The sequence below is a fragment of the Thiorhodococcus drewsii AZ1 genome, from assembly GCF_000224065.1.
Taxonomy (GTDB): Bacteria; Pseudomonadota; Gammaproteobacteria; order Chromatiales; family Chromatiaceae; genus Imhoffiella; species Imhoffiella drewsii.
Map to the genome: position 1 here is coordinate 136,091 of NZ_AFWT01000001.1, position 26,934 is coordinate 163,024.

The 26,934-nt window shown below is 64.9% G+C and carries 18 protein-coding genes; 16 read left to right on the top strand and 2 right to left on the bottom strand.

Features of this window, described 5'->3' with window-relative positions; translation table 11 throughout:
- The first annotated feature begins 106 nt into the window (after window positions 1-106).
- The 5 genes from coaD to THIDRDRAFT_RS00625 all read left to right on the top strand — a co-directional run bounded on the left by coaD (window position 107) and on the right by THIDRDRAFT_RS00625 (window position 9,746).
- The gene (gene coaD, locus THIDRDRAFT_RS00605) at window positions 107-583 is read left to right on the top strand and encodes a pantetheine-phosphate adenylyltransferase (RefSeq protein WP_007038836.1); all 477 of its coding nucleotides are present in this window, start codon (window positions 107-109) and stop codon (window positions 581-583) included.
- A gap of 85 nt (window positions 584-668) precedes the next feature.
- Complete coding sequence (locus THIDRDRAFT_RS00610; protein ID WP_007038837.1) at window positions 669-923, top strand: YfhL family 4Fe-4S dicluster ferredoxin; 255 nt, start codon at window positions 669-671, stop codon at window positions 921-923.
- A 629-nt stretch (window positions 924-1,552) separates the two neighbouring features.
- Window positions 1,553-3,001, top strand: coding sequence for a glycosyltransferase (locus THIDRDRAFT_RS00615; protein ID WP_007038838.1), 1,449 nt, complete (start codon window positions 1,553-1,555; stop codon window positions 2,999-3,001).
- A 273-nt stretch (window positions 3,002-3,274) separates the two neighbouring features.
- Window positions 3,275-6,277, top strand: a complete 3,003-nt coding sequence (locus THIDRDRAFT_RS00620; RefSeq protein WP_007038839.1) for a chemotaxis protein CheB — start codon at window positions 3,275-3,277, stop codon at window positions 6,275-6,277.
- Window positions 6,267-9,746, top strand: a complete 3,480-nt coding sequence (locus THIDRDRAFT_RS00625) for an EAL domain-containing protein (RefSeq protein WP_007038840.1) — start codon at window positions 6,267-6,269, stop codon at window positions 9,744-9,746. The genes THIDRDRAFT_RS00620 and THIDRDRAFT_RS00625 overlap by 11 nt, the downstream gene beginning before the upstream one ends.
- Window positions 9,747-9,771: 25 nt before the next feature.
- On the opposite strand, the gene THIDRDRAFT_RS00630 is transcribed toward THIDRDRAFT_RS00625, so the two are convergent.
- The gene (locus tag THIDRDRAFT_RS00630) at window positions 9,772-10,815 is read right to left on the bottom strand and encodes a quinone-dependent dihydroorotate dehydrogenase (protein WP_007038841.1); all 1,044 of its coding nucleotides are present in this window, start codon (window positions 10,813-10,815) and stop codon (window positions 9,772-9,774) included.
- A 179-nt stretch (window positions 10,816-10,994) separates the two neighbouring features.
- On the opposite strand from THIDRDRAFT_RS00630, the gene THIDRDRAFT_RS00635 reads away from it, so the two are divergent.
- The 9 genes from THIDRDRAFT_RS00635 to THIDRDRAFT_RS00675 all read left to right on the top strand — a co-directional run bounded on the left by THIDRDRAFT_RS00635 (window position 10,995) and on the right by THIDRDRAFT_RS00675 (window position 18,458).
- On the top strand, window positions 10,995-11,582 hold the full coding sequence (locus THIDRDRAFT_RS00635) for a DJ-1/PfpI family protein (RefSeq protein WP_007038842.1): 588 nt from the start codon (window positions 10,995-10,997) through the stop codon (window positions 11,580-11,582).
- Window positions 11,583-11,589: 7 nt separating this feature from the next.
- Complete coding sequence (locus tag THIDRDRAFT_RS00640) at window positions 11,590-12,054, top strand: gamma-glutamylcyclotransferase family protein (RefSeq protein WP_007038843.1); 465 nt, start codon at window positions 11,590-11,592, stop codon at window positions 12,052-12,054.
- A 38-nt stretch (window positions 12,055-12,092) separates the two neighbouring features.
- Window positions 12,093-12,554, top strand: a complete 462-nt coding sequence (locus THIDRDRAFT_RS00645) for an OsmC family protein (protein ID WP_007038844.1) — start codon at window positions 12,093-12,095, stop codon at window positions 12,552-12,554.
- Between the two features lie 73 nt (window positions 12,555-12,627).
- Window positions 12,628-13,398 (top strand): hypothetical protein, encoded by a 771-nt coding sequence (locus THIDRDRAFT_RS00650; RefSeq protein WP_007038845.1) that lies wholly within the window; start codon window positions 12,628-12,630, stop codon window positions 13,396-13,398.
- A 12-nt stretch (window positions 13,399-13,410) separates the two neighbouring features.
- A complete protein-coding gene (locus tag THIDRDRAFT_RS00655; protein WP_007038846.1) occupies window positions 13,411-15,147 on the top strand; it encodes a RyR domain-containing protein in 1,737 nt (578 codons plus the stop codon).
- 6 nt (window positions 15,148-15,153) lie between these two features.
- Window positions 15,154-15,975: an MlaE family ABC transporter permease gene (locus THIDRDRAFT_RS00660; protein WP_007038847.1), complete on the top strand. Its 822-nt coding sequence runs from the start codon at window positions 15,154-15,156 to the stop codon at window positions 15,973-15,975.
- A 4-nt stretch (window positions 15,976-15,979) separates the two neighbouring features.
- The gene (locus tag THIDRDRAFT_RS00665; RefSeq protein WP_007038848.1) at window positions 15,980-16,717 is read left to right on the top strand and encodes a cell division ATP-binding protein FtsE; all 738 of its coding nucleotides are present in this window, start codon (window positions 15,980-15,982) and stop codon (window positions 16,715-16,717) included.
- Window positions 16,714-17,829, top strand: coding sequence for an MlaD family protein (locus tag THIDRDRAFT_RS00670; RefSeq protein ID WP_007038849.1), 1,116 nt, complete (start codon window positions 16,714-16,716; stop codon window positions 17,827-17,829). Before THIDRDRAFT_RS00665 ends, THIDRDRAFT_RS00670 begins: the two co-directional genes overlap by 4 nt.
- Entirely contained in the window at window positions 17,826-18,458 is a 633-nt protein-coding gene (locus THIDRDRAFT_RS00675) for an ABC-type transport auxiliary lipoprotein family protein (protein WP_007038850.1), read from the top strand. Before THIDRDRAFT_RS00670 ends, THIDRDRAFT_RS00675 begins: the two co-directional genes overlap by 4 nt.
- 6 nt (window positions 18,459-18,464) lie before the next feature.
- On the opposite strand, the gene THIDRDRAFT_RS00680 is transcribed toward THIDRDRAFT_RS00675, so the two are convergent.
- Window positions 18,465-23,264: an nSTAND1 domain-containing NTPase gene (locus tag THIDRDRAFT_RS00680; RefSeq protein WP_007038851.1), complete on the bottom strand. Its 4,800-nt coding sequence runs from the start codon at window positions 23,262-23,264 to the stop codon at window positions 18,465-18,467.
- A 354-nt stretch (window positions 23,265-23,618) separates the two neighbouring features.
- On the opposite strand from THIDRDRAFT_RS00680, the gene THIDRDRAFT_RS00685 reads away from it, so the two are divergent.
- Both THIDRDRAFT_RS00685 and THIDRDRAFT_RS00690 read left to right on the top strand, forming a co-directional pair.
- On the top strand, window positions 23,619-25,595 hold the full coding sequence (locus tag THIDRDRAFT_RS00685) for an SEC-C domain-containing protein (protein WP_007038852.1): 1,977 nt from the start codon (window positions 23,619-23,621) through the stop codon (window positions 25,593-25,595).
- A gap of 29 nt (window positions 25,596-25,624) precedes the next feature.
- Window positions 25,625-26,911, top strand: coding sequence for a BPSS1780 family membrane protein (locus THIDRDRAFT_RS00690; RefSeq protein WP_007038853.1), 1,287 nt, complete (start codon window positions 25,625-25,627; stop codon window positions 26,909-26,911).
- The last annotated feature ends 23 nt before the right edge of the window (window positions 26,912-26,934 follow it).

Sequence of the window (26,934 nt, forward strand, 5' to 3'; positions counted from 1 at the left end):
CGGCTCGAATGTCTGATCGGGCCGCAAGGCCGGTCTCGCCGTGATCGTTTCCGGCTCCTGCGGGGGAATGGCGCGGCCGGTTTTTCATCGCAAGAGGATCCTAGATTTGCGTAGCGTGGTCTATCCGGGGACATTCGATCCCATCACCAACGGTCATGTCGATCTGGTCCATCGGGCGGCGCGTCTGTTCGACCGGGTCGTCGTCGCCGTTGCGGCCGACACAGGCAAGGCGCCCCTGTTTTCGACCGAGGAGCGCGTGGATCTGGTGCGTAGCAGTCTCGGGGACCAGCCGAACGTCGAGATCGTTCCGTTTTCGGGATTGTTGGTCGAGTTCACCCGCAAGCTGGGCGTGAGCGTCATCATGCGTGGTTTGCGGGCGGTGTCGGATTTCGAGTACGAGTTCCAGCTGGCTGGGATGAACCGCCACATGGCGCCCGATGTCGAAACGCTCTTTCTGACCCCGGCCGAGAAATACACCTATATCTCGTCCTCGCTGGTTCGGGAGATCGCCCGTCTCAAGGGTGACGTGTCTGCCTTCGTGACGCCGACGGTGCAGGCTGCATTGAAGGAGCGGTTTGGATAAGATCCGCGCGCTACAACATCATCACTGAACGAGTTCGTCAGCTCACGAACTCATCACTGAACGAGCAGATTTAAGGAGTAATTCCATGGCATTGATGATTACCGATGAATGCATCAATTGCGATGTGTGCGAACCCGAGTGTCCCAACGGCGCCATCTCCCAGGGCGACGAGACCTATGTGATCGAGGCGAGCCTTTGCACCGAGTGTGTCGGTCACTACGAGACCTCGCAGTGCGTCGAGGTTTGCCCGGTCGACTGCATCATCAAGGATCCGGATCACGAGGAGACCGAAGAGGCGTTGCGCGCCAAGTTCGAGCGCATCACCGGCGAGCAAGGCTGACCTCGGCTCGCTTCTGGATCTCGATTCGAAGGCCTCGACCTCCGCACGGTGACCCGCCGAAGGTGGTACCCTGCAGGTTCGCGGTATCGCCGATCGACGCGAGCGGAACGTATCCGTAGCCGTTCGTCGATCGGCCTCTTTCGTCAGTCCTCGTCTTACGATCGCGCCTGACCATCATTCTGGACCCAACGAGGCGACCGCTTTCTGTCACACGGGTGAGCGAGTCTCGATGGATATGGTGGAAACCGAGGTGCTTGCGCGCTGACGACGGACGAACCAGTTGCTACATCGCGCCATGGACGGCTTTATTCTTCGCTTGGCGCCGAGGCATCTCTCGGTTTCGTCGCCGACCCCGGCCCCTTCGCGGCCACCCTCCTGCATGCGCCTCGTTTTCGGGCCGCGAGCGTGCGGGATTCCGCTGTATATTCCCTCATGAGTGAGGGGGCTTGCTGTGCATATCGCACGGCCCTATGCTGTCACGCCTGTGATAACGCGCGGCATCGCAATCCGGCACTCGGAATCCGGCTCCAACTCGCGTTTCCAACTACCTCTCCGTTCAATGCGGCGCCCTGTTCGCGGTCCAGATACCCTCCTTCAACCATCTATTCAACTATACGGACACGCAACTCATGCTTGCGGCGGAACCTTCGATCGAGCTTTTCCTCACTTTCGGTCTCGCCATCTTGGCGATCTTTTCACTCAACCTTGCCTTGCTGACGCTGATTCGGCTGCTGGCGCCAGCGCGTAAGCTTCCCATCGCGACCCCAGCCGAATCCGATCTGCCCAAGGTTTTGATCCAGCTCCCGCTCTTTAACGAAGGAGAGCTGGTCGAGCGGATTCTGGACGCCGTCGTGGCGATCGACTGGCCGCGTGACCGTCTGGAGATCCAGGTGCTGGATGACAGCATCGACGGTTCGCTCGCCCTGAGCCGCCACGCCGTCGCCGAGCTGCACAAAGAGGGTGTGCAGATCGAACTGCTTCACCGTGTCGACCGGACCGCCTTCAAGGCCGGTGCGCTCGCCGCCGGGCTGGAGCGTTCGGACGCACCCTTCGTTGCCATGTTCGACGCCGATTTCATCCCGCCTCCCGATTTTCTGCGCAAGACGGTGGGCGCTCTGGTCGCCGGATCCGATCTGGCCTATGTCCAGACCCGCTGGGCTCACATCAATCGCGAAGAGAGTCTTCTCACCCGCATTCAGGCACGTCTGCTCGACTCGCACTTCTGCGTGGAGCAGGAGGCGCGCTGGCGTCTGGGTCTGCCGGTTCCGTTCAACGGGACCTGCGGCGTCTGGCGCCGCGCCGCCATCCTAGATGCCGGCGGTTGGGAGGGCGACACCCTGACCGAGGATCTGGATCTCAGTTTGCGGGCACGGCTGCGCGGCTGGCGTTCCGGCTATATGAAGGATGTGACGGTTCCCGGCGTGCTGCCGGTCTCGACGCGAGCCTGGCGGGTCCAGCAATTCCGCTGGACCAAGGGCTTCGTACAGTGCTCGATCAAGCTGACGCCCCGAGTCTGGCGCGCCAGTCCGCTTCCCTTCTGGCAGCGTCTGATGGTGAGTCTGCAGATGGGGCAGCCGCTCGCCTTCGTGATCGGCTCGGCCTGTTTGTTTATGGGGCTACCCTTCATGGCGGGTGCGGCGGTCGGTGGCGAGACGCTCGGACGGGTCGCTATCGTGACCTCGATCCTGGGCTTCGCCGCTCCGATCGGTTTCCTGGTCCTGGCCGGCCCGCGTAGCTCCCTGCGGCGCACAGCGACCGAGGTGCTGGGCGCGCTGGTTCTGACGAGCGGTCTGCTGCTCTCGAACGCGCGCGCCGGTGTCGAGGCACTGATGGGGCATCAGACCGAATTCGTCCGCACCCCCAAGGTGCGTCCTCGGCAGGGAGGGCTGGTGAAGATGCGCTGGCGCAACGGCGCCATCGAGTTGGGGGCCGGACTGGGTTTGCTTGGATTCGCGCTTCTGGAGCAGCCCCTGGCCGTCATCTATTTGGCGATGCTCATTGGCGGCCTGCTCGGCGTCGGGGCGATGCAGATGCTGGACGGCGTGCTGTTGTCCAAACCAGTCGAAACTCGCCACTGAAGATAAGGTAACGGCATCTACCGGATTCCCTGTGGTTCGGGGATGCCTCTTCCTCCATGGTTCGACGCGCGATCCCGCTCTGTTCTCTGCGATCTCCGCCTCGACTGGCTTGCGGTCGCGGTCGCGTTTGGCTAGATGATCTGGTTTTCACGCCATGCGTGTCCGAAATGCGGCCATGGGATTCTGGATCCGTTATGCTTTTATCTTGTCGCGGCGCCTAGCGCCACGCGTCCTATCGGCCCTAGATCAAGCAGTCACTGCGGAATTCATCCTATGTCAGAGGCGACAGAGACAGATCATCTTGAGGTGCAGCCTTCTGGGAAGGTGTACAACTCGTTCGATGGCTATGTCGTGGCCATCGGCGCATCGGCCGGCGGGCTGGATGCGCTAGAGCGCTTTTTTCAGGGGATGCCCGAGAAAACCGGGGCCGCCTTCGTGGTGATCCAGCATCTGTCACCGGATCATAAGAGCATGATGGCCAGTCTGCTCGCGCGCCATACCTCGATGCCGGTGGTCACGGTTGCGCACGATATGCGGATCGAGGCCGACCGGGTTCATCTGATCCCACCGGCCAGCCTGATGACCGTCTTGCGCGATGCGTTGCGGTTGAGCCCCAAGAATCCGCGCGGACTGACGCTTCCGATCGATCTCTTCTTCTGTTCGCTCGCCAAGGAGTTCGGCAATCGCGCGATCGGCGTGATTCTGTCCGGTACCGGATCGGACGGCACGCGCGGGGCCGTGGCGATCAACGACTCCGGCGGCTTTCTGCTCGCCCAGGATCCGGAATCGGCCAAGTTCGACGGCATGCCCAGAAGCGTGATCGCGACCGGTTTGGTGGATGCCATCATGGCTCCGGACGAGTTGGGACCGCGTCTGGTGGCACACATCCATCAGCTGCCCCAGGCCAAGACCCACACCCCAGTGCTCTATCACGAGATCGACAAGGAAAATGCCCATGAGGAGATCATGCATCTCCTCCAGCACTCGGGCGGTATCAACTTTCGTGACTACAAACCGGCGACGGTCATGCGGCGCATGGAGCGGCGCATGCAGGTGCGACAGACTCCGGATCTGCTCAGCTACGCCCGACTGCTGGAGTCCGATCGGGCTGAATTGGCCACCCTGCGTCGCGAGCTGCTGATCCCCGTCACCAGCTTCTTCCGCGATCCCGAGACGTTCGATACCCTCGCCGAAACGGCCATCAAGACCATCGTCGACGAGCGTGGAGACAATCAGCCGATCCGGGTTTGGGCTCCAGGCGTTGCGACTGGTGAGGAGGCCTATACCTTGGCGATTCTCTTCGCAGAGGCCTTCGAGCAATGCAGGCGCTGGCCCAACTTCAAGCTGTTCGCCACGGACGTCGAGCCTCAGAACATCGAGACTGCGGGAGCCGGCGTCTTCTCCGAGGCGATCACGACCGAACTCTCGCCCGAGCGTCTGGAGAAGTTCTTCACGCGTCGAGGCAACCACTTCATGGTGCGCCCAGAGATTCGCCAGAGCATCATCTTTGCCCGGCATAATGTGCTGGAGGATCCGCCGTTCACTCGGATGGATCTGGTGTCCTGTCGCAATCTGCTGATTTATTTTCGCTCAGAGGCACAGGAACGCGTCTTGCGGAGGCTGCAATACGCCATGGCGCCCGGCGGTTTTCTCTTGCTCGGACCGAGCGAGACGATCGCCAATCTGCAGACGGATTTCACGGCCGTCAGCTCGAAGCACAAGATCTATCGCATCCTGCGGCACGTTTCGCTTCCGCTTGACCTCGCCAACTCGCCACTGTCGCGCCATGCCATGAGCGATTCCAAGCCGCGCGCGTCGGTCCACCCGCCCTCCACGGGTAGCGATGCCGCCGTGATCGACGCGGCCCAGTCACTGTTGCTGCACACCTATGCGCCCACGAGCCTGTTGCTCAATCAGCGGCACGATCTGCTGCACGTCTTCGGCGACGTCGGCCACTACCTGAGGATCGGGGAGGGCAGCGTCAGCCTGGATCTCGGCAAGCTTCTACCCAATACCCTGGTATCGATTGCCAAGGCACTGCTCCACAAGGCGGCCCGCGATCGGGCGCCGCTAAGTTCGGATCTGCTCGGGGTCACCCTGTCCGAGCGTGGCGTCGAGCGCTTGCGTCTGGTGGCACGGCCGGTCGAGCCATCGTATGGCGAACTCCATCTGCTGCTCTCGTTCGAGCCGGAGGAGGGGGAGCTGGATGTCAAAGGAGAGGGTGGGGCGCGCGTTCAGCGCGGTCCCGTTGAGGTGGAGACCAAGAAGTCTCCAGCCGACATCGAGGTCATCAGTCTCGATCGCGAGACCGCCCAGCGTATCGAGAACCTGGAGCGCGAGCTGGCGGCGACCCGCGAGAGCCTTCAGGCCACGATTGAGGAGCTGGAGACGGCCAACGAAGAATTGCAGGCGACCAACGAGGAGCTCATGGCCTCGAACGAGGAACTGCAGAGCTCGAACGAGGAGCTGCAGTCCGTTAACGAGGAACTCTATACGGTCAATGCCGAGAATCAGGAGAAGATCGAGATTCTCAACCGGCTCAACGCCGACCTCGACGGCATGGCCAAGGCGGCCTCGATCGCGACCCTATTCGTGGATTCGAAGCTGCGTCTGACGCGTTTTACCCCCGAGGCCACGGCGCTCTTCAAGATCCGCGACTCCGATCTGGGGCGCCCGATCGACGACTTCAGCAATCTGCTGCAGTCTCCCGCTTTCATTTCGGAGTTGCGCCGCACCATCGACTCCGGCGAGATGCTGCAGCACGAGATCGAGGCCGCGAACGGTCGGCATTATCTGGCGCGGGTCCTGCCCTATTTCATGCGCTCCGGCGAGTCGCGCGGTGCGGTCGCGACCTTCGTCGACATCAACAGCCTGCGCGATGTGGAGCGGCTACAGGCAGTGCTGGACTCGCTGCCGGAGCATGTGGCGGTGCTCGACCGCGAGGGCGTGATCACGCTGGTGAACAGTGCCTGGCGCCGGTTCGCCGCCGAGAACGGCGATCCCGAGCTGCTGCGTTCGGGTGTGGGAGTCAATTATCTCGATGCCTGCGATCTCAATCTGGCGTCCGAGGATTCCAAGGCGGGCGAGGCACGCGAGGGTCTCATGCGGGTCCTGAGCGGCGAGGCCCCGTCGTTCTTGATGGAATATCCCTGCGATTCGCCCGAACAATCACGCTGGTTCCTCATGCATGCGGCACCGATCGCGCATTCGGCCGGTGGGGTGGTGGTGAGCCACATCGATGTCACCAAATGGGCGGGTGAGTCGCATGCGCAATGATCGCGTTGCGGCTCCGGACGACTTGGAGTCGCGCACGGCGCCCGATACCGACGATATGACCGAGGCGTCCGCCGAGCAGGTCCGTCGGCGCGCGGCGGAACTCCTGCGCGAGGGTCGTTTCAAGTTGGCCGACGCCCTGCTGGAACAGGGCGATCAGAATCTGGCATCGCTGCTCGAGAACCAGCGCATCTACCTGGCCGAGCTGGAGATCCAGAACGAGGAGCTGCAGCGCGGTCAGCATCAGATCCAAGAGGCGCTCGCGCGCTTCGCCGCCTTCTTCAACTCGCTGCCGGTGGCCGAACTGGTGATCAATCGCAAGGGGCTGGTGCTGGAGGCCAATCCGGCCGCCCAGTCGCTGTTTGGGCTGGCCGGCAACCATCTGCGGCAGCACTTCTTCGCTCGCCTGATCGAGGAGTCCGACCGAGCCGCCGTGATCGATGCCTGGTCCAATCTGCACGCCGACCATGGGCTGGAGCTACCGGAGACCCGTTTCCGCAGCGGTCGTCAGGGTGGCTTCATCGGGGATCTTCATATCGCCCCGCTGAGAACCTCGCTGGGCGAGATCGAACAGTATGTCTGTGCCGTGATCGACCGCACCGATTCGGTCGCTCAGCGTTGTGCCCTTGACGAGTCGAGCGCGCGTCTGCGTCGCAGCGAATCCAAGCTGCGTGAGCGCCTGAAGGAGTTGTCGGCGCTGCATGACATCTTAGCCGAGACCTCGCGTCTGGAGGCGCCGGTCGAGGAGGTTCTGCAGCGGGTCGTCGAGCGCTTGCGTTGGGCGTGCCGTTTCTCCGATATCGCCGAGGCTCGGATTCGGTTGCCGGATGGCGACGTCCAAACGGCCGGGTTCGTCGAGACCGCCTGGGAACGGCGAGTCGATCTGGTTCTGCCGGACAGCACCCGGGGCGACATCCGGCTCGTCTATCGCGAACGGCCGCCGCTCGTCGATGAGGACGTGCCCTTCCTTGACGAGGAGCTCCGTCTACTGGATGCGGTCGCGGCCCATATCGAGGGATTTCTCGGTCGTCGGTACGACGAGCGCCGATTGCGCGAGACCCGCGAGCGTTACCGCGTACTCGCCGAATTCAGCTCCGAATGGGAGTACTGGCTTGGGCCGAACGGACGCTATCTCTACGTCTCGCCGGCCTGCGAACGTATCACCGGGTACGCGGCGGCCGCGTTCGAATCCGATTCCTCGCTTCTGTCCCGACTGGTTCATCCAGACGATCGCACGCACTGGGAGGCCAAACGCGCGCGTCTGGAGCTCGATCATGGCGCGACCCAGGACGGATTCGAGTTCCGTCTGCTCGCGCGCGACGGCAGCGAGCGGTGGATCGAACAGATTTTCAATCCGGTCTTCAACGACACAGGCGACTTTCTCGGCTGGCGTGGCGTGAATCGCGATATCACGGAGCACAAGCGGGCCGAGGAGGCGCTCAAGCGTAGCGAGGCGTTCCTCAATGCGACCGGTCGCATGGCCAAGATTGGTGGTTGGGAGCTGGATCCGGCGAGTCAGGAGATGCGTTGGACGCGCGGGACCTATGAGCTCTTTGCGCTGCCGGAGGGGAGTGCGCTCTCGGTCGACCGCTGTCTTGAACAGTTCCATCCCAAAGATGCGGCCGTGCTGTGCGCCGCGCTCGACCGTGCCTCGAACGAGGGAATCGCTTTCGATCTGAGCGTACGCCTTGATGCCAGCAGCGATTCGCAGCGCTGGTTGCAGATCACCTGTCAGCCCTTGCAGTATGCCGGTTCAGTGGTCCGGCTGTTGGGCGCCATCCAGGACATCACTGCCCGAGTTGAGGCGGAGAAGGCGCTGCGTCAGGCCGCCCGCGTCTTCGAGAGCACCGCCGAGGGCGTCATCATCACCGATCCGGAGGCCCGCATTCTGGCGGTGAACCGCGCCTTCACCGAGATCACCGGATACAGCGAGGCCGAGGCGCTCGGCGGCACACCGAAGCTGTTGCGCTCCGGACGCCAGGGGGACGACTTTTACGACAGGATGTGGCGTGGGCTTTCGGACCATGGGCATTGGCGCGGTGAGCTTTGGGACCGCAACAAGAACGGCGAGATCTTTCCGGTTCTGCTGACCCTGAGCTCGGTCTTGGACGATGCGGGAGAGCTGACCCACTATGTCGGCGTCTTCAGCGATATCAGCCATATCAAGCGCGCGGAGGAGAGGCTCGAGTTCCTGGCCAACCACGATCCGCTGACCGAGCTGCCGAATCGTGCCCTGTTCCAGAAACGTCTGTCGGAGTGCATTCAGCGCGCCGAACGCTATCAGCGCCAGTTCGCCCTGCTGTTTATCGATCTGGATCGTTTCAAGGACATCAACGACACGCTCGGGCATCTATTCGGCGACGCGCTGTTGAAGCAGGTCGCCGCCATTCTGGGGCATCAGGTGCGCTCGGTGGACACCATCGCGCGTCTGGGTGGAGACGAGTTCGTCATTGTCCTCGAGGACATTCCCGCGCCCCGATTCGCTGCTCGATTCGCCGATCGCCTGATGGAGATCTTCGCCCAGCCGCTATCGGTCGAGAGTCAGGAGCTCTTCATTACCGCCAGCATCGGGATCAGCCTCTATCCGCAGGACGGTTGCGACATCGAGAGCCTGGTGCGTCACGCGGACATCGCGATGTACCAGGCCAAGAATGCTGGGCGCAACGCCTTCAGCTTCTTCGAGCCGCTCATGTCCGAGGGGGTCGCTCAACGTCTGAAACTGGAGCATGAGCTGCGCGGTGCGCTGAGCCGCGAGGAGTTCGTCCTCCATTATCAGCCGCAGCTGACGTTGGATGGCCGACGCCTGCGGGGCGTTGAGATACTCTGTCGCTGGCGTCATCCCGAGCTGGGTCTGCTTCCGCCTGAGCGCTTTCTGCCGATGACCGAGGAGTTGGGTCTGATCGATGCGCTCGGCTATTGGATCCTGGAGCAGGGCTGCCGGCAGCTCGCGCACTGGGACCAGAGCGGTGTGAAGGTGCCGCGCCTGGCCATGAATCTCAGCGTGCGCGAGCTGTCGAACGAGGATCTCGTTCCCCGTATCCGGGAGACCCTGGAGCATTACGGCATTGCGCCCGAGCGTCTGGAGCTGGAGGTGGCGGAGTCCAAACTGGTGCGCTGCTCGGAGGCGTCGCTTGCCAATCTCTCCGCTCTGAGCGCCATGGGCGTCACATTGGCGATCGACGACTTTGGGGTCGCAAGTCCGGCCCTGGCGAGTCTGCAGCGCCTGCCGCTCAAGAGGCTCAAGATCGATCGCTCCATCGTGGAGTCCCTAGCGGCCGATTCGGGTGGACGAATCCTGGTGCGCGCCATCTCCGGGCTGGCTCGCGGCCTGGGTCTGGAGATCTTCGCCGAAGGCGTCGAGACTGCCGAGCAGGCGGACATACTGCGTCTCGAAGGCTGTGACGAGGGACAGGGTTTTTTCTTCTGTCACCCGCTTCCGCCCAAAGATCTGCACCTGGTCTGGCCGCTCTGACACGCCGTCACGCCGCGCCTCGGGTTCAGCGGCCTTGTTGGGCCAAGGCCGAGAGCAGTTCGCGAACGAATCCCGGTCCTCCATAGATTAGACCCGTATAGACCTGAATGAGGTTGGCGCCCGCGTCGAGCTTGGCGGCCGCGCCCTCCGGATCCATGATGCCGCCGACGCCGATCAGGATCGGATCCGGCCCGATCTCGGCGCGCACCCGCGCGAGCAATTGGGTGCTGCGTTCCTGCAGCGGGCGTCCCGAGAGCCCGCCGCTCAGTCCCTCGGTCGCGCTTTTGAGTCCGTCGAAGCGAATGGTGGTGTTGGTCAGGATGAGTCCGGCGCAGCCGGCCTCGAGCGCGGCTCGGGCACAGGCGATGGCGTCGGCGTCGGCCAGGTCGGGCGCCAGTTTGACCAGGAGCGGTCGCGGTTGGCTCAGGCGCTGATTGGGCTCCTGGATGGCGCCGATGATGCGCTCCACCTCATCGACCCGTTGCAGATCGCGCAGTCCGGGCGTGTTGGGGCTGGAGATATTGACGACCACGTAGTCGGCCAGCTCGCCGAGGCGCTCGAAGCTGCGGCGATAGTCCTGGGCGGCCTCCTCGGCGGGCGTGACCTTGGACTTGCCCAGATTCACCCCGAGCGGAACCTGCAACAGCCCGCGTGCGCGCACCCGTTCCAGCCGGCGTCCCATCGCGTCGGCACCGGCGTTGTTGAAGCCCATGCGGTTGATGATCGCCCTGTCCTCGGGCAGTCGGAACAGACGCGGCTGCGGATTGCCCGGCTGTGCCAGCGCCGTGACCGTGCCCACCTCAATGAAGCCGAAGCCGAGACTCTGCCAGGCCGGGATCGCCTCGGCGTTCTTGTCCAGTCCGGCGGCCAGTCCGATCGGGTTTGGGAAACGCAATCCCATGGCCTCGACGGCCAGCGAGGGGCGACGGGCGATGTCGGTGTCGCCAAGTTTGCCGTCGAAGAGGTTCGACCAGCGTGACAGCAGTCCGAGCGCGTGCCGATGCGCGCGTTCGGGATCCATCTGGAAGGCAAGCGGTTTCAGGAGTGGCCAGAGGTCGGGTGTTTTCATGCGTGATTTCTGTCCGGAAGCGGGTGTTCGATCGTGCGTTCAAGGGGGGCGGTTAGCCCGCGTGTCATGGAGGCGGGAGATCGCGTGGGTGGCACTGCGATATCTTGTCCAAGCCTTCAGGGACTAAATGCTATAGTTTTGCCTTTCCAATCGATGCGATCCGATGGAGGCCTCATCCCATGGCTGCAAAAAAGATTCTGATGCTGGTCGGCGACTACGTCGAGGACTATGAGGCGATGGTGCCCTTCCAGATGCTACAGATGGTCGGGCACAAGGTCCACGCGGTCTGTCCGGGCAAAATGCCCGGCGACTTCGTGCGTACCGCGATCCATGACTTCGAGGGCGATCAGACCTACAGTGAGAAGCCCGGTCACCGGTTTGCCATCAACGCCGATTTCGCGACGGTCGATCCGGCCAAGTACGATGCCCTGGTCATCCCCGGCGGACGTGCACCCGAGTATCTGCGTCTGAATCCACACATCATTGAGATCGTGCGTCATTTCGCGGCTGGCGACAAACCCATCGCCTCCGTCTGTCACGGTCAACAGATCCTGGCTGCGGCCGGTGCGCTCGAGGGCCGCCGCTGCACCGCCTATCCGGCCGTGCGTCCAGAGGTGGAATTGGGGGGGGCGACCTGGTGTGAGGTGAACGAGACCTTCTCCAACGCCTATGTCGACGGTACCCTGGTCACCGCCCCGGCCTGGCCGGCACATCCCGAATGGATGCGCCGATTCCTTGAGGTGCTCGGCACCCGTATCGAGCCCTGAGTCGACCGTGCATCACCGTGTCTTCGTCTACGGCACGCTATTGCGTGGCGATGTGAACCACTATCTGCTGGATGGGGCCGAATTCCTTGGCCCGCACCGCACGGTCCCCTGTTTTACGCTCCATCTGCTCGGGGCCTACCCAGGTCTCGCGCGAGGCGGCTCGACGGCGGTCCATGGCGAGGTTTATCACGTCGATGGGGCCGGTTTGCGCCGCCTCGATCGGCTGGAGGACTATCCGCGTCTCTACGACCGGCGGCCGATTCCGACGCCTTATGGTCGAGCTTGGGTCTATGTCTATCGCGGTTCCTTAGAGGGGCGGCCACTGATCCCAAGTGGAGACTGGCGCGCCTTCGTGGCGGATCCCGACTCGTTTCGTGCCGCTGGTGTGCGCGGCGCTCGGGACTCCAAGACGCTCCATCGTCGCCAGGAGCGTTTGCTCGCCTTGGCCGACGCCGGGTCGTATCCATCCTGATCGATTTTATCGTCCAGGACCCGAATTCAGGAGGTCGCATGTCCGAAGAAGGTCGTTTCACCATCCATCTTGAACAGGGTGAAGGGTTCCAGATCAAGGCCGCGTTCGATTGGAAGCGGGTCCCGGATCTGCTGATGGACGAGCCACCTCCGCTCGGCGAGCAGCAGGGGCCGAACGCCTCGCGCATGCTGGCCGCCGCAGCGGCCAATTGTCTGAGCGCGAGCCTGCTCTATTGCGTCTTCAAGGAGGAGCCACCGGCCGATTGCCTGACGGCCGAAGCGACCTGCATCCTGGTGCGCAACGAACGTAAGCGATTGCGCATCGGCAGCCTGGAGATCAAGCTCATCGTCGCCGATGTCGTCAAGGAGGCCGCGCGTTTCAAACGCTGCAAGGCGTTGTTCGAGGACTTCTGCGTGGTCTCGGCGAGCATCCGCGAGGGGATCCCGATGCGGGTGAGCGTGGTGGATCGGCAGGGCGAGATCCTTCACGTCTCCGAATGATGTATCCGATTCCAGCGTTGTCCGCGATCCGAATGGCTCCATCCCGAATGGTCCCATCGAGGCGATACGCCTGATGGATGCGCCCCGCCAGCCCTCCGGCGATGCCGTCGCGGCCGAATGCCGGCCCGACCGCTCCGAGTTGGCGGCGGCACTCGCCTCGCTCGGTCTGGCCGGGCCGATGCCGGTTCTGGTGCTGGTCGGCGGCGCGGCCAATCTGGATCCGACGGTCGCGGATCCGCTGCGGCGGACGTTCGAGTCGATCCTTCCCTGTCTCGACCGTTTGGGCGCTGCCCTGGTCGACGGTGGCACAGCCTTCGGGGTCATGCGTCTGATCGGCGATGTGCGTCGACGGCACGCGGCACGTTTCCCGCTGATCGGGGTCGCTGCGTCCGGCACCATCGATTCCGAAACCCTGCCCGATTCGGCGCGGGTCCAGCATCTGTCCGCCACAGCCCCGGATCCGCGTCTGAATCCAGGCGCGCGGCTCGATCCCTACCACTCGCATTTCATCCTGGTGCCCGGCGTGCGCTGGGGCGACGAGTCCGCTTGGATCGAGGCAACGGCATCGGTCTTGGCCGCCGGTCGCCCGGTTCTGACCCTGGTCGCTGCCGGTGGACAGATCACCCGGCTGGATGTCTCGGTCGCGCTTCGCGCCGGGCGTTCGCTGGTGGTACTGGACGGCAGTGGCGGCACCGCCGACCTGCTGGCCGATGCCTGGCGGAGCGGTCGCGATATTCCAGAGATTCCCTCAGGTCCGCGTGAGCGGGCCCTGGTCCAGTTCCTGGATCTGGCGCAGGCGCCACGGCGTCTGCCCGAGATCCTGGCGCGCGCCCTCGGCGGTTGAGCGGGGCCTAGCGTGTTCGGCCCGCCCCCCATCCATGTGCTCGGCTCCGCCCCGCTGGTTGACCAGGTGGTGAGCGGACTGCGTGAGGGTGAGCGCGTGGCGGTCCAGATCCCCCAGGATCAATTGGAGACCATCCGTCCGAGACGCATGCGCACCCTGGTCCTGGCCGAACCGTCCGATCCGGCGGCGATCCTCGCGTGTTGCTCGGAGCGTCGGCGCGTTGGGCGCTGGTCTCGTGGCACCCCTCTGCGGGTCATCCTCATGCATCGGCGTGATCCGTCGCCCGAATTGCCGCCGCTCGATCCGCATCATTCATTGCGTTTGGAGACCTTCTCGGTCGAGACCCGGGCGGCGCGGGCCTTGCTGACGGCCTGGCCGTTGCACCGTGGCATGGATCCGCGCTTCGGACAGGTTCCGCATCTGCTTCTGGCTGGATTCGAGCATCCGGCGCCTGCCGTACTGCTCCAGGCGTTGCGCCTCATCCAATATGGCGAGGCCAGGCCGACCGTGACCATTCTCGACATCGATCCGCAGCGGGTGGCGGCGATCCTCTCGAAGGACTATCCCCAGGCCGGACAGATCGCCGAGCTGAGGTTCGACCGGCTCGATCGGCCCGCGCTGGAGGGACTCCCACCGGTGACCCAGGCGTTCGTCTGTCTACCGGATTCGCTGTATCGAGTGGTCGATACGGCCCGGTCGTTGGCGGCGACCATCGCCCAGGTTCAGGGTGTCTCGCCCGCGATCCTGGTCGAGATCGGCGACTCTGTTGCGGATGGCGAGGTGGGCGATTGGGACGGACAGATCGTCCCTGTGTCCAGCATCCGCGAGGTCTGTCGCCCGGGCGTCCTGCTCGATGGTGTCGGCGACGAGATGGCCCAATCCATCCATCGGCACTATCGCGACAGCATCGCCGCGCAGGGGCGGGATCCGGACCGCGAACCGGCCGGCCAACCCTGGGAGACGCTCCCTGTCTCCTATCGTCAGGCCAATCGGCACCAGGCGGATCATCTCTGGGCCAAACTGGCGCTCACGGATTGCGGTGCGGTGGCCGAGGAGATGGTCGAGTCGTTCGCCTTCACCCCGCTGGAGGTCGAGCGGCTCGCGGTCATCGAGCACCAGCGCTGGGCGGCCGACCGTTATCTGGACGGCTGGACCCATGCGCCCGAGCGCGACAATGCACTCAAGCATCATCCGCAGCTGATCCCTTACGCCGAGCTGTCGGAGTCCATGAAGGATCTCGACCGTTTCGCCGTGCGCGGTGTGCCGAGCCTGCTCGCGCGCTCCGGGCTGGGTGTGGTACGCATGCTCATCCTGGCCATTGCGGACGCACCTGGAGCGGCGCTCGACCGGCGCGGTCAGCGCCGTCTGCTGCGTCCGCTGTTGGAACGATTGGTTCGGCGCTACCCCGACCGGGCACTGGTCTGCGCCTCGACGCTCGGGTCTGCGTTGGCACGCCAACTGGTGCGCGCGGCCATGGAGCGCGCCGGGGCCGGGCTTTTCTGGCTTCTGCCCGAGCCGATTCCCGATCTGCTTGCGCGTCAGGCGGACAGCGCGTCCCGCGTGGATCTGCTCGACCTCGCCGCGCGGGCCGAGCGGCGCATCGGTTTCTCGGGTCCGGTGGAGCTCGAGCGCTGGCAGGCCGAGCGCGCCGAGATCCTGGTTGCGCTGGATAATCGGCCCGAGACGCCAACGCCCGCGAAGCGGGTTCGGATCGGCCGGCGCAGTCTCGTCTGGGATTTCGAGTACTGATCCGCGATGTTCATCCGCAAACGCCATGCGTTTCTGCGTCCAGATCGCGAGCCAGCCCCGCCGCTGAGCGGCCTGAACGGTTGGATCGAGCAGCTGGGACTGGCCTTTCTGGCGCTGGCGTCCTGTCTCGGGCTCTATGCGCGCATCCTCGTCGGTCGGTCGCGTCTGGATCTGCCGGCCTTTGCGATCGCGCTGCGTCAGGCCGGGCTGTCCATTCTGCCGGCGATGACGCTGGTGGCGGGTGCCGTCGGGATCATTTTGGGGCGCCAGGCCCAGTCCTTCCTGGCCCAGTTCGATCTGCCTGGGCTGGTCCTGCTTTCGGTCAGCTACGGTATCGTGGTGGAGGTGGTCCCCATTCTGGTCGGTATCCTGGTGGCCGGGCGGGCCGGTGTCGCACTGGCAGTGCGCCAGGCGACGCTGGCGGCGAGCGGCGAGATGGATGGGCTCCTTGTCAACGGCATCGATCCGATCCGCTTCACCCTGGGGCCGGTGCTGCTCGCCATGCTGCTCATGAGTTTCGCCTTCACCGTCTGGGGATCTCTCGTCACCTTCGGCGCCGCCGGGATCTGGTTGTGGGCGATGTCGGGCCTGCCGCCCGTGCTCTTCCTCGACGCGCTGGAGCGCGCGCTGAGTTCGGGTGATCTGGTCGAGGCGCTGCTCAAGCCCGTGCTGTTCGCCGTGCTGATCGCCTTGATCGCGACCGTCCACGGTACTGCCGCCGGTCGCGATCCGCAGGGGATCGCCCAGGCCGCGACCCGTACCATGATCGGCGCGGTGAGCGCCATCCTGCTCGCGGATCTCGCGGTCGTGCTGCTGGTCGGGGACTGAGGCCATGGCCGATGCACTGGATCTGGACGGGATCTTCCAGCATGTGAAGGGACGCGCGGCCCTGAGCGATATTCGCTTGCGGTTGCCGCAAGGCGACTGGCTGCTGATCGTCGGACCGAACGGCGCCGGCAAGTCGCTGCTGATGCGACTCGTCCTTGGTCTGGATTCGCCTTCGGCGGGTACAATCCGGGTTCTGGGGCAGGACCTTGCGGCCTTGAATGGGCGTGCGATGCGGGCCTTGCGCGCCCGCATGGGCGCTGTGCTCCAGGGTGGATCGCTTCTCGCCGGATACAGCGTGCTGGAGAACCTGCTGCTGCCGCTGCGCGATTCGCCCATGAGCCGCGATCAGATGGCCTACGAGGCGCGGCTGGTGATGACGCTGCTGCAGCTCGACGGCTTGGAGAATCATCCGCCGCGCGCACTCTCGCTCGGCCAGCAGCGCCGGGTGGAACTGGCGCGGGCGCTCATCCATCGGCCGAGCCTGTTGATCTGGGACGGCTTCTCCGATGGATTGGATCCGGCCGCCATTCAAGAGACACTGGCCGTTCTGGCCACCTTGAGGGAGAACACTAAGCTGACCCTGATCGCCACCGACAATCGACCCGACATCCTCGCCGGCGCCGACTATCGGGTGGCGGTGCTGGATCGCGGTCGTCTGCTGTTCGAGGGTTCCGCCGAGGCCGTGATCGCGGCCAGCGCGAGCCGGCTCGATCTGCGGGCGGCGCTCTGGGGTGGGATGTGAACGGCTCCGATCGCTCGACCTCCGGTCGGCTCGACCGGCTCTATTCGCCGCCCGAGATCGGCGGTCCGGGCAAGCGCCGGGCACGGGCGCAGCATCGCGATCTGCTCCTGGCCGGCGGATTCGTACTGGCGATGGTTCTGGTCGTGGCCGGGGCCTTCTATCTCGTGCTGCCGGGGCTCTTCGGCCGTGCCTATCATCTCGACGCCTATTTCCTCGACGCCGAGGGCCTGGACGCCGGGATCCAGGTGGTTCAGGAGGGGTATGTCATCGGCATGGTGGATCGGGTGACGCCCGTCTTTCCGCAGCGGGATCCGGATGCCGTTCGCTGTCCCGCGCCGCCGCAGGACGCCCCGCGTCGCCATGCGGCCCTGCCATGTTTTCGCGCCCGGCTTCGGATCAAGGACGGCTGGCCGGTGCCGCGCGACAGCCGTGCCCAGTTGGGGGCAGCGGGGCTGCTGTCGGGCGATGTCATCCGCATTACGCCCGGAGCCGCGTCCGCGCTGCTTGCCGATGGGGCCGTCATCGAAGCCGATGGGCGCGAGGTCGATCTGGCGGGTCGGCTCGGTCAGCTCACCGAGACGATCACGGCCCTGGTCGAGGAGACCATCGCCCCGACATTGGCCAGCATCCGCGACCAGATCAAGACTATCGAGTTGCTGATCGGCACCGGCGACGACCAGTCCGGGAATCGAGACCGGCTGGCCGGCGCCTTCGCCAATCTGCAGGCGCTCTCAGCACGGCTCAAGGAGTCGGTCGATCCAGCGGCCATCGCTGCCATACTGGGGTCGGTTCGGGTCATGTCGGACAATCTCGCCAGCATGACGACCGCGCTGAAGTCGAGCACCGGCGACATCCAGGGTGCCGTGACCAACTATGGGGCGCTGGCGTCCGACATCCGAGGACTGGTGCGCGAGAACCGGCCTGCGCTCCAGAAGTCGCTCGACGACACCCAATATCTGCTCCAGGAGCTGTCGGCGGCGCTGACCCCGATTCTGGCCAATATGGAGGAGGCGACGCGCAATCTCTCGGCCCTGTCGCGCGAACTGCGCGACGATCCCAAGGCCCTCCTCAAGAGCCGCGAACAGGAGGACAGGACACCCTGGTTCCAATGAGCCGTCTCATTTCGCCACTGTTACTCCTTGGCTGCGTCCTGTTCGTCGTCGGATGCGGATCCGCTCCGCCGGTCGAGCCCGATCGCTATTACCTGCTCGAATCCCCGACCCAGGTTCCGCAGGCGCGAACGCAGACCCCGGCCATTCTGCTGGTGAACGATCTGGCTGCGCGCGGTTTCCTCGGCGGACGCGAGATCCTCTACCGCACCCGCGAACAGCCCTTGATGATCGAGCGCTACCGCAGCCTGCTCTGGGCCGAGCCCGTGCCCCAGGCGATGGTCGGAGTGCTGGTCGGCGCCATTCGCAAGGCCGGACTCTTCCGCTATGTCGCCATCCCTGCGGATCGGGTCAGGGCCGATTATCTGCTGAACGGCGAGGTGGAGCGTTTCGAGCACTGGCCGACGGACCGTCCGCCCCGGGTGACTGCCACACTGAATCTGTCGCTGGTGGCGGCGGACGATCGGCGCTCGCTCTGGGCGCGTCAGTACAGCGGCGAGGAGATCGTGGAGGTCAGTACCCCAGATGCCATGGCTGCCGCCTTCGGTCGTCTCGCCGCGCGCCTGGCCGGGGAGGTGGTGCGCGATCTGGAGCGGGTCCAGCCTGTGCTGGTCTCCACCCCTCGGTCTTGATCGGGCTCAGGGTGCGTGCTCCTCGGCGTAGCGTATCGCCTCTTCGATCAGGGCCAGTCGGGCGCGGTCCCGACCCCAGGTTCGCGTTAGCCCCTTCGCGGGTTTCTCTCCCTCGTTCCACAGTCGCCAGAGCAGCGCGGCGTTTTCCCAATAGCCGGCGGCGATCTGACGGCCGTCCGGGCTGAAGGCGGCGTGGGTCACCCCGCCCAGATTGGCATCCAGCTTGAGAAAGGGCGCGAGGGTTTGATGCCGGGAGCCTGTCGGCGTTCTCCAGAGCCGTAGTATTCCGTCGCCCGAGGCGGTCAGGATCCAGCGTCCGTCCGGGCTGAACTGGGCCGATGAGACCCAGTTTTGGTGGCCGCTCAGCTCGGCGATCAGAGTCCCGTCGATCGACCAGAGCTGCGCCTTGGCCTCTGAGGCCGCCGTCACCAGACGCCGACTGTCGGGCGCGAACTGGACGTCGTAGAGACTGCCGGCCCCGGCGTCGAGATAGCTGGGCTCGCCGCATTCGGACTCGGTGAGTGTGATCAGCGCGGCGCGACCGTCCCGGCTCACGGAGGCGAGCCATTTGCCGTCCGGCGAGAAGGCCAGCTCCGTGATGCTCGCCGTATGCGCCTCCAGGCGACAGCGCCGCGACCAGTCGCCGCTGGCGTTCTGGCGCAGAACCTGGATGACCCCACCCTGGCTGCCGGTCGCCACCAGTGCTTGGTTTGCGTCTCCGTCTTCATGCAGCGTCAGGGCGCGGATGCGGCCCGCGAAGTGTGACAGTGCGTTCGGCAAGGGGAGCGCCGTGCAGCTTGCCGGGTCCCAGAGCCTGACGGGCTGGGCCGAGTCGCTGGAGGCCGTCATCAGCCAGCTCGCGTTTGGGGCGAACAGGACGCGATAGACATCCGGGCAGTCGGGGTCGCCGGCCGTTTGGCAGGATTGGATCTTGGATGCTGCGGGCAGGGCGCAGTCGTGATCGTCGGTGAGATCCCAGAGATGGCCGAAGCCGTCCGACCCGGCGCTCGCAAGCCAGCGGCCGGATGGCGAGAAGGCGACCTGTCTCACCCGGGCCTGGTGGGCGATCTGTGAGAACTGGCGCGTCGGTGGGTTCGATTCTTGGCCCCGTGCCTGGCGCCACAGCTCGACCCGGCCATCGTAATCGGCTGTGGCGATCAGCAGATCTGTTGCGGATTCGGCCATGGCGAGATGCCGAACGTGGTCCTCCTGATCCATGTGGAAGGCGAGGCGGTTGTTGGCCGCGACCGACCAGAGCCGCGCCGCGCCATTCTTGGACGAGCTGGTCATGAGGCGCTGGCCGTTACGGCTGAAGGCGGCCTGGGTGATGGCGGTCTGCTGGCTGAGGGTTGCGAGCTGGCGACCCGTTTCGAGCGCCCAGAGGCGTGCCGTGCCGTCCAGGGACAGGCTCAAGACCAGATTCTCGCCCAGCGTCGGGTCGACCTCCTGCGTGACGGCGATCTGATCGATCCCCTGCTCCTGCTGACCCAGGACCTCGGCCCTGCCGTCGAGCAGATCCCAATGCACCAACTGACCGGCCGAGTCGCCCGCGATCAGACCGGAGCCATCGGAGGTGAAGACGAGGGCGCGGACGGAGGATTGATGGATGCGCACGGTGCGTTTGCCGCGCTTGACGGTCCCCAGTTCCTGGGTCTTGTGGCCCTGGCGATCGTAGAGATGGATGCGCTCGTCGAGCGCGGCGACGGCGACGCGCTCGCCCTTGTCGTCGAAGATCGCTCGAATGACGGGACGGCCGAGGCGGCCCTCGGACGGCAGTCGCAGCCGTTCCTCTCCGGTCTTGGTGTCGAGCACCTGGGCGAATCCACGCAGGTTGGCGGCGACCAGGCGCTGGCCGTCCGGCGCGAAGGCGAGATCGCGGATGGTGCCGACGGACTCGGTGCTCCGCCACAGAGGTTCGCCCGGATGTTCGAGGTCGATCATGCAGAGTTGGGCGTTCTCGCTCCGATAGGCGCTGACCAGGGCGAGATGACGGCCTTCGGGATCTAGGATCAAGGGGGCGTCGGCGTTTGTGCCGCAGTCCCAGTCGGGCGGTCGATCGGACGCGATCGGCAGGCGCCAGACTCCGCCGGTGCCGATTCCGATGATGGTTGGATCGGCGTGCGTTCCGGCGAAGCGGACCCGATCGATCCGGTTTCCGGGTGCGGCGAGTTCGGCGACCTGTTCGAATTCCTGGTTCTCGCGTCTCCAGAGACGGATGCCTTGCTTCTGGGAACCGGTGATGAGCGCATTGCCGTCGGGGCCGAAGACCGGGGTGATCCAAGGCCCTGCGGTCGTTTGGTTCGGCGTTAACATCGCGAGAAGCCGGTTCGATGAGAGTGCGCGGCCGAGCGTATCGGTCGCCTCCTTGGGCAGATAGCGGCCGGCCTCGAGCGCGCGCGCGACGGCGGTTGGCGTGTCGCCGCGCCGGATGGCGAGATCGGCCTCCAGAAGGCTGCCGCGCACTTGGTTGATCTTGGCCTGATGGTTCGCATCCCAGAGGCCATAGAAGGCGATGCCGGCGAACAGGGTCAGGGCGGCGGTGATGGAGCCGATGGTCCAGCGATTGCGGCGTCGCTGCGTGCGCAGATGAATCCAGGAATGGTCCAGATAATCACGTTCGAGCGGGTCCAGTTCCTCGGCGTGGCTCTCGACGAACAGCCGTGCGGCGGCGTGGCCCAGTTCTCCGAGCAGATATTCCCGGTTGAAATCGGTCCGCTTCCAGAGCGCCGCTTGCCGTCCGATCTGATAGCGCAGATTGAGGTCGCGGCGATTGTTCGGCTGTGAGAGCCAGTCGCGGATCGGTTGCCACTGTTCGATCAAGGCCGGGTGGACGAGGGTCGCCACGGCTCGGTAGTCCTCCCAGCCCAGATCGGATTCGTCCTGGGTTGGTGTGGGGACCTCGTCTTGAATGAGCGTATCCAGCCCGCCCTTGGAGCGGCGCAGACGGCGCTTGGCCCGCCACTCCTCGCGCGTTTGGCTCAGGGCGTGACGGAGATAGGCGATGACCCCCTGTTCGGGCGGGGGCGGCTGGGTGCGGCTCGTCGTGTCCGGGACGGATTCCAGTACGATCAGGCGCGCCTCGGTGAGCGCTCCGATGAGGGCTGCGCATCCGGGATCGCGCTCCAGGGTCGCGAGATCGGCCGCGCGCGGGGTCGGGCGCGAACGCGGTCCGGCTTCGAGCGACAGCAGTGCCCTGCACAGTCTGGGCAACGCCGCGCGCGTTCGATCCTCAAACCCGTTCCAGAGTGCATCGGCGCGGTTCACCAGCGTTCCCGAGATGCCGCCGAGCTGGCGGTAGTCGGCGAATCGCAGCAGACGGCCGTGGCGGGTGCCCGGCTCCTCGCGTTCGGCGGCGAGTCGATAGAGCGCCTCCAGCGCAGGTTCCAGCAGTGTCGGCCAGTGTTTCAGGTCGCTGGCCTCGGATTCCAATGCATCGACCAGTCCGCCGCTGGCGCCTCGGCCCGCCTCCTCGTATTGGATTCCGGCGACGCGCCCCGGGATCTCCATCACCTGGCGGATCCGCGCGGGGGCGGGCGGCTCGACCCTGTACCAGCCTCGCTCGTCGAGCAGCGCGTTCAGCGCAGGCAGATGGGCCAGGCTTGGCAGCAGATGACTGCGCAGCGTGGCGATCACCCACACGGATGCGTGTCGGGCGAGCGCGGCGAGGATCGCGACGAACGCTTGGATCTCGGGTGTATCGATGCGCTCGGGCTGGAGGTAGGGATCCAACGGATCCAGGATGATGATCAGCTGGGTTCGGCCCGCGCGCGTTCCGGCGTCGCGGTCCGTTCTGCTGGCACGCTCCAGCGCTGCGCCGATCTGCTCGACCCCGACGTCACAGTCCGTTGCCAGGAGTCGGGCGAGGCGTTCTCCATCCAGCCCCTGTTCGCCGAGCGCGCCGCCCAGCACGCTTGGCGTGGCAAGCTTTGCGGCCAGCGCGACGAGCGGATCGTTGGGCGTGGGTTCGAGGAGACACCAGCGGCAGGCGCCGATGCTGGTGAAGAGAAAGGGGCGCAGCAGGTGTGGCAGCAATCCACAGCGGACCAGCGAGCTCTTGCCGGTCCCGCTCGCTCCGCTCAGAAGCAGCAGGCCGGGTTCGGATTCGCTCAGACGATCGAGCCGTGCGACTAGCTCGCGGCTCTCGGTCTCGCGCCCGGTGAAGATACGGTCGTCGCCGATATCGTATGGCGCGAGCGCGCGAAAGGGGCTGCCGAGCCAGTCCTCGCTGCCGGCGGCGAAGCGGCGCTCGGCGCTGATGCGGCGGTTGAGCAGCTTGCGCAGCTGGGCCTCGACCAGATCGCGAAAGCCCGCGTCGCTGTCGAACTGGCGGAAGGCGCGGCTGAAGCTGCCGTCGGGATTGTAGAAATGGCGTTGGAAAAAGGACGCGAGTCGCTCCCGATCCGCCATGGCGGTGCGGATCGCATCGGCGTCGTTGATGTCGATCAGACGCGGCGAGGTCTTCTGGTAGACCAGGACCTCGGGCGTGCCCTGCTGGGCCGATGCCTCGACCGCGTCCACGAACTCCCATTCGGTTCCGGTCATACCGCCGTAGGGATCCTCGGCGAGCGGCGTGCCCAGCCGAGTCCAGAACATCACCAACACGATCTCGCACTCGGCCGGTCTCAACAGGCCGGCCTGGAAGCTCTGGGCTGCGGTCAATGCCTCCTCTTCCCAGAGGACGGCCTGGAGCTTGAAATAGGGCAGGTACTCCTGAGCGAGCTGTTCGATGATGTCCTTGACGAGCGCGCGCTCGTGCTCGACGTCGGACGGCGATGAAACGAAAATGCGTACCTGGGGTTCGGGCATGGCGCACTCAGAGGATCGGCGGTGGAGATGGGTAGGGTGAGCGGCCGGGGCGCGAACCGCAAGCCTCCCGCGTATCGATGGGTTGCGGCCATAGCCGCGCTCTCGGGCGTCTGGCGACGTTGTGAAACGCGATGTCGGTCGCACTGGCGATCGACACAAATCGCGGGTCGCGCGGTACAATGACGTTTCCTGTGCGCGATGGTGCCCGTGTACTGCATGGATGCCGATCGGATCCGTTCGAGCGGAATGTTCCCGTGCTTGTTCGGGCCCGTGTGACTCGGGTCATTCGTCGACACTGATTTGCCGAGGTGGCCGGGCATTGCGGCGGCCTCACTATGAGCGGAGGAACCCGCTATGTTCCACCATGAGACCGTCGACGCCGAGCGTTTCGAGCAGGTCATCGTGCAAGCGATCCGTCAGATCCTGGAGCGCCCGGATCCGGAACGCTTTCTTCATTGGGCCAGGTCCAATATTCCGGGCATTCTTGGCCTCTCCGACGACTTTCTGAGCGATTTCGAGGCCCATCGCTTGGCGACGCTGCTTGGAACCGTCATCTGGAACGCCACACCCCAACAGGGTAACGGTTTTCGGCCCCTGCCGATCGATCCGCCCGACGCCGAGGCGGCCTGTCCCTGTGGCTCCGGGCTGCGTTACCAGGATTGTTGCGGCAATCTCGGTGATATGCCAATTCTTTCGACCGATCTCATCTGGGAGATTCTGCTCGACGAGATCTCGGAGCGCTCGTTGCGCGAGGCGCTGTCGCTGAACGCGATCCCTGGCCCCTTGTTGGCCAAGATCGCCGATCGCTGGCTCGACGAGGACCGTCCGGGGCGCGCGGTCGCCCTGCTCGAACCGCTCTTCTCCGGTTCGCTCGCCGACCTCGGTGCCGCATACGAGCCGGCGCTCGATATCCTGTGTGATGCCTACGATCGGCTCGATCACTGGCGCAAGAAGCTGCATTTTCTCGACCGCGTCTGTGCCGAGGGCAGTCGGTCGCTCCAGGCTGCGGCCTGGCAGCGCCGCAGCACCATCCATATCGACGAGGGTGATTTTGCCCAGGCCCAATCGGCCTTCACCTCGGCGTTGCGCTGCGACCCGGACAACCCCAGTACCGCCTTGCTCGAAATCACCCTGCTCGCAGCCCAGCACAACGATCGACTGGCCCGCGAGCGCGCGCGTTTCTGGTTGCATCGATTCCGCAGACAGGGCTATCGGGACGAGAGCTTCATGGATTTCCTGGAGCGGGCGGTCGCCGATCCTCAGGAGGCGATGGTCAACAGCCATGCCGATGCACTGGATCCGCAGTTGGTGGATTGGCACGATTGGGTGGGGGTGGTGTTGGGCCGTCCATTACCCGATTATGGTCTGGCGAGCGCTCGGATCGAGAGTCCGGGTCGCGACTCCACTCAGATGGAACTCTTCGTCGCGATCGAGGACGACTCATCCGACGCTGACGAGCCGGACGCTTCCCGAACTCCCGCTCCGGATCCCACCACGGTGGTGCCGGGTCTGGCGGTCGAGCTGCGTCCGTCCGCCGCGCTGCGTCGCATGGAGGCGATGTGGCGGGCGCTCTATCCGGGCTCCAAGCCCCTTTCGACACACCTGTCCCTGGTCGAGGGCGCCGATGTTTGGGGCGAGCCCGGATGGCTCGATTATGTTCTGGCCCACCCGGAGGTGACGGATAGTCTGGATGTTCTCGACGATCTGGCCACCGCGCTCTACGAGCATCCCGAGAGCGCCTTGCCTTGGGTCGCGCACGCGCTGATGCGTCCGTTGCTGGACCGTGCCTGGGCAATCTTGGAGCAGTTGTTGCCGCCCGAGGATCCGCGCATTCTGCCCTGGTCGGCACCGGTCAATCGTCCGGCCCTCAGACTCTTGTTTCGGCGCTACCTGAGCCAGGTACAGGAGGGCGAGCCCAAGGCGGCAGCCTTCACGCTGGAGACGCTTCTGCGGCTCAACCCCCAGGACAATCACGGTGTGCGCGCCGAACTCATGAACCATTATCTGCGTGATGGCGAGGACGAACAGGCGCTGATTTTGGCTCGGCGCTTTCCCGGCGATCTGCTTGCCGACCTTGCCTACGGCGAGGTGCTGGCGCTCTATCGACTGGGGCGCGAGGAGCGCGCGCGCTTCGTACTGAACACGGCGGTTCGGCGTTTGCCGAGAATCCCGTATTATCTGACCCGCAAGCGTATTAAGCAGCCTCGGCTGAATCCGCTCGGCATCACGCCGGGTGGCGACGATCAGGCATGGCTTTATCGCGAGGCCATGCGCGATGTCTGGGAAGCAGAACCCGGCATTCTGGCCTGGCTCAAACGATTCTCCGCGTAACGAACTCGGCCGAGAGGGGAGGCCAATCGATGGAAGCACAGTATCGGATTCTGTTTTCCGGCAAGCTGATGCCTGGCCAGGAACTCAATGATGTCGCGGCGCGTTTGGCCAAGAAATTTCGCATGCAGGAGAAAACGGCGCGCGAACTCATCCTCAAGGGCGGTGGGCGTGTGCTCAAGCACAATGTCAACGCCTCGGCCGCCGAGCGCTATCGGGCTGCTCTGACTGCGGCTGGTTTGGTGATCACCATCGAGCCGCAGGAGACCGACGCGGAAACCGAGGTGGAGTCCTTGCTGCGGCCCTATTCGATGCCGTCCACCGTGACCGCTCCTCCGCCTAGCCTCGCGAAGGCGAGCAGTACACCCAAGGCCCGAGACCCTGCAGAGGGCTGGTCGCGCTGTCCCAAGTGCGGAGCGCCGGAGGTGTCGGACCTCACTGGCGTCTGTCAGGCGTGCGGCGTGGTCGCCGAGCGCTATCGGGCGAACCACGGCATGGAACCACCTGAGCCGCCGGAGCGTCCGACTTCAGTCGACAACCCCTATGCGCCGCCGCGGGCCGACCTGACTCCGCCGCCTCTGGACGATTCGGGCGATGCGCTGCAGCCGCCCCAGTCGGTTTCGGCCGGGCGTGGTTGGAGCTGGATCCTGTCGGGCTGGGACCTGTTCAAGGATCAGCCGGGTCCCTGGATCGGGTCTGTGCTGCTGTTCTATCTCATGATGATCCTGCTCAATCTGGTCCCTGTTGTCGGTGGGCTCGCGACGACGATCCTGGGCCCGATGTTCACCGCCGGACTCATGATGGGCGCGCATGCCCAGTTCAAGGGGGAAGGTTTCTCCCTGAACCACCTGTTCGCCGGGATCTCGCGCAAACCGGGTCCATTGGCCCTGGTCGGTTTGGTCTATCTGGGTGCCGCGCTGGCGATCGGGCTGATTATGGCCGGATTGGTCATCGTCATGCTGGGCGCCTCCGGGGCCTTGATGAATTCCGCCTCGGGAGGTCCGGGCAGCCTGGATGTGCTGAGTCTGTCGAGCATCGCGCTGCCGGTGCTGGTCGCCTTGTTGGTGGGGATCCCGCTCGGCATGGCGATGTTTTTCGCGCCCGTGCTGGTTGGCTTGAACGATGTGCCCGTCCTGCGCGCCTTTAAACTCAGCTTCCTCGCCTGTATCAAGAATATCCTGCCGTTCCTGGTGTTCGGGCTCATTGCCATGGTCATGGTCTTCATGGCCATGCTGCCCTTCATGCTCGGTCTGCTCGTGGCGATGCCGATCCTGACGATCGCGGTCTATTTCTCCTATCGCGACATCTTCTATCGCTGAGAGCGTTCGATCGCTCGGGGCCG

Bases quoted from the DNA above. Each gene is read 5' to 3' on its own strand.
- THIDRDRAFT_RS00610 (WP_007038837.1), top strand. From the start codon at position 669: ATGGCATTGATGATTACCGATGAATGCATCAATTGCGATGTGTGCGAA.
- THIDRDRAFT_RS00615 (WP_007038838.1), top strand. From the start codon at position 1,553: ATGCTTGCGGCGGAACCTTCGATCGAGCTTTTCCTCACTTTCGGTCTC.
- THIDRDRAFT_RS00620 (WP_007038839.1), top strand. From the start codon at position 3,275: ATGTCAGAGGCGACAGAGACAGATCATCTTGAGGTGCAGCCTTCTGGG.
- THIDRDRAFT_RS00625 (WP_007038840.1), top strand. From the start codon at position 6,267: ATGCGCAATGATCGCGTTGCGGCTCCGGACGACTTGGAGTCGCGCACG.
- THIDRDRAFT_RS00630 (WP_007038841.1), bottom strand. From the start codon at position 10,815: ATGAAAACACCCGACCTCTGGCCACTCCTGAAACCGCTTGCCTTCCAG.
- THIDRDRAFT_RS00635 (WP_007038842.1), top strand. From the start codon at position 10,995: ATGGCTGCAAAAAAGATTCTGATGCTGGTCGGCGACTACGTCGAGGAC.
- THIDRDRAFT_RS00645 (WP_007038844.1), top strand. From the start codon at position 12,093: ATGTCCGAAGAAGGTCGTTTCACCATCCATCTTGAACAGGGTGAAGGG.
- THIDRDRAFT_RS00650 (WP_007038845.1), top strand. From the start codon at position 12,628: ATGGATGCGCCCCGCCAGCCCTCCGGCGATGCCGTCGCGGCCGAATGC.
- THIDRDRAFT_RS00660 (WP_007038847.1), top strand. From the start codon at position 15,154: ATGTTCATCCGCAAACGCCATGCGTTTCTGCGTCCAGATCGCGAGCCA.
- THIDRDRAFT_RS00665 (WP_007038848.1), top strand. From the start codon at position 15,980: ATGGCCGATGCACTGGATCTGGACGGGATCTTCCAGCATGTGAAGGGA.
- THIDRDRAFT_RS00675 (WP_007038850.1), top strand. From the start codon at position 17,826: ATGAGCCGTCTCATTTCGCCACTGTTACTCCTTGGCTGCGTCCTGTTC.
- THIDRDRAFT_RS00680 (WP_007038851.1), bottom strand. From the start codon at position 23,264: ATGCCCGAACCCCAGGTACGCATTTTCGTTTCATCGCCGTCCGACGTC.
- THIDRDRAFT_RS00685 (WP_007038852.1), top strand. From the start codon at position 23,619: ATGTTCCACCATGAGACCGTCGACGCCGAGCGTTTCGAGCAGGTCATC.
- THIDRDRAFT_RS00690 (WP_007038853.1), top strand. From the start codon at position 25,625: ATGGAAGCACAGTATCGGATTCTGTTTTCCGGCAAGCTGATGCCTGGC.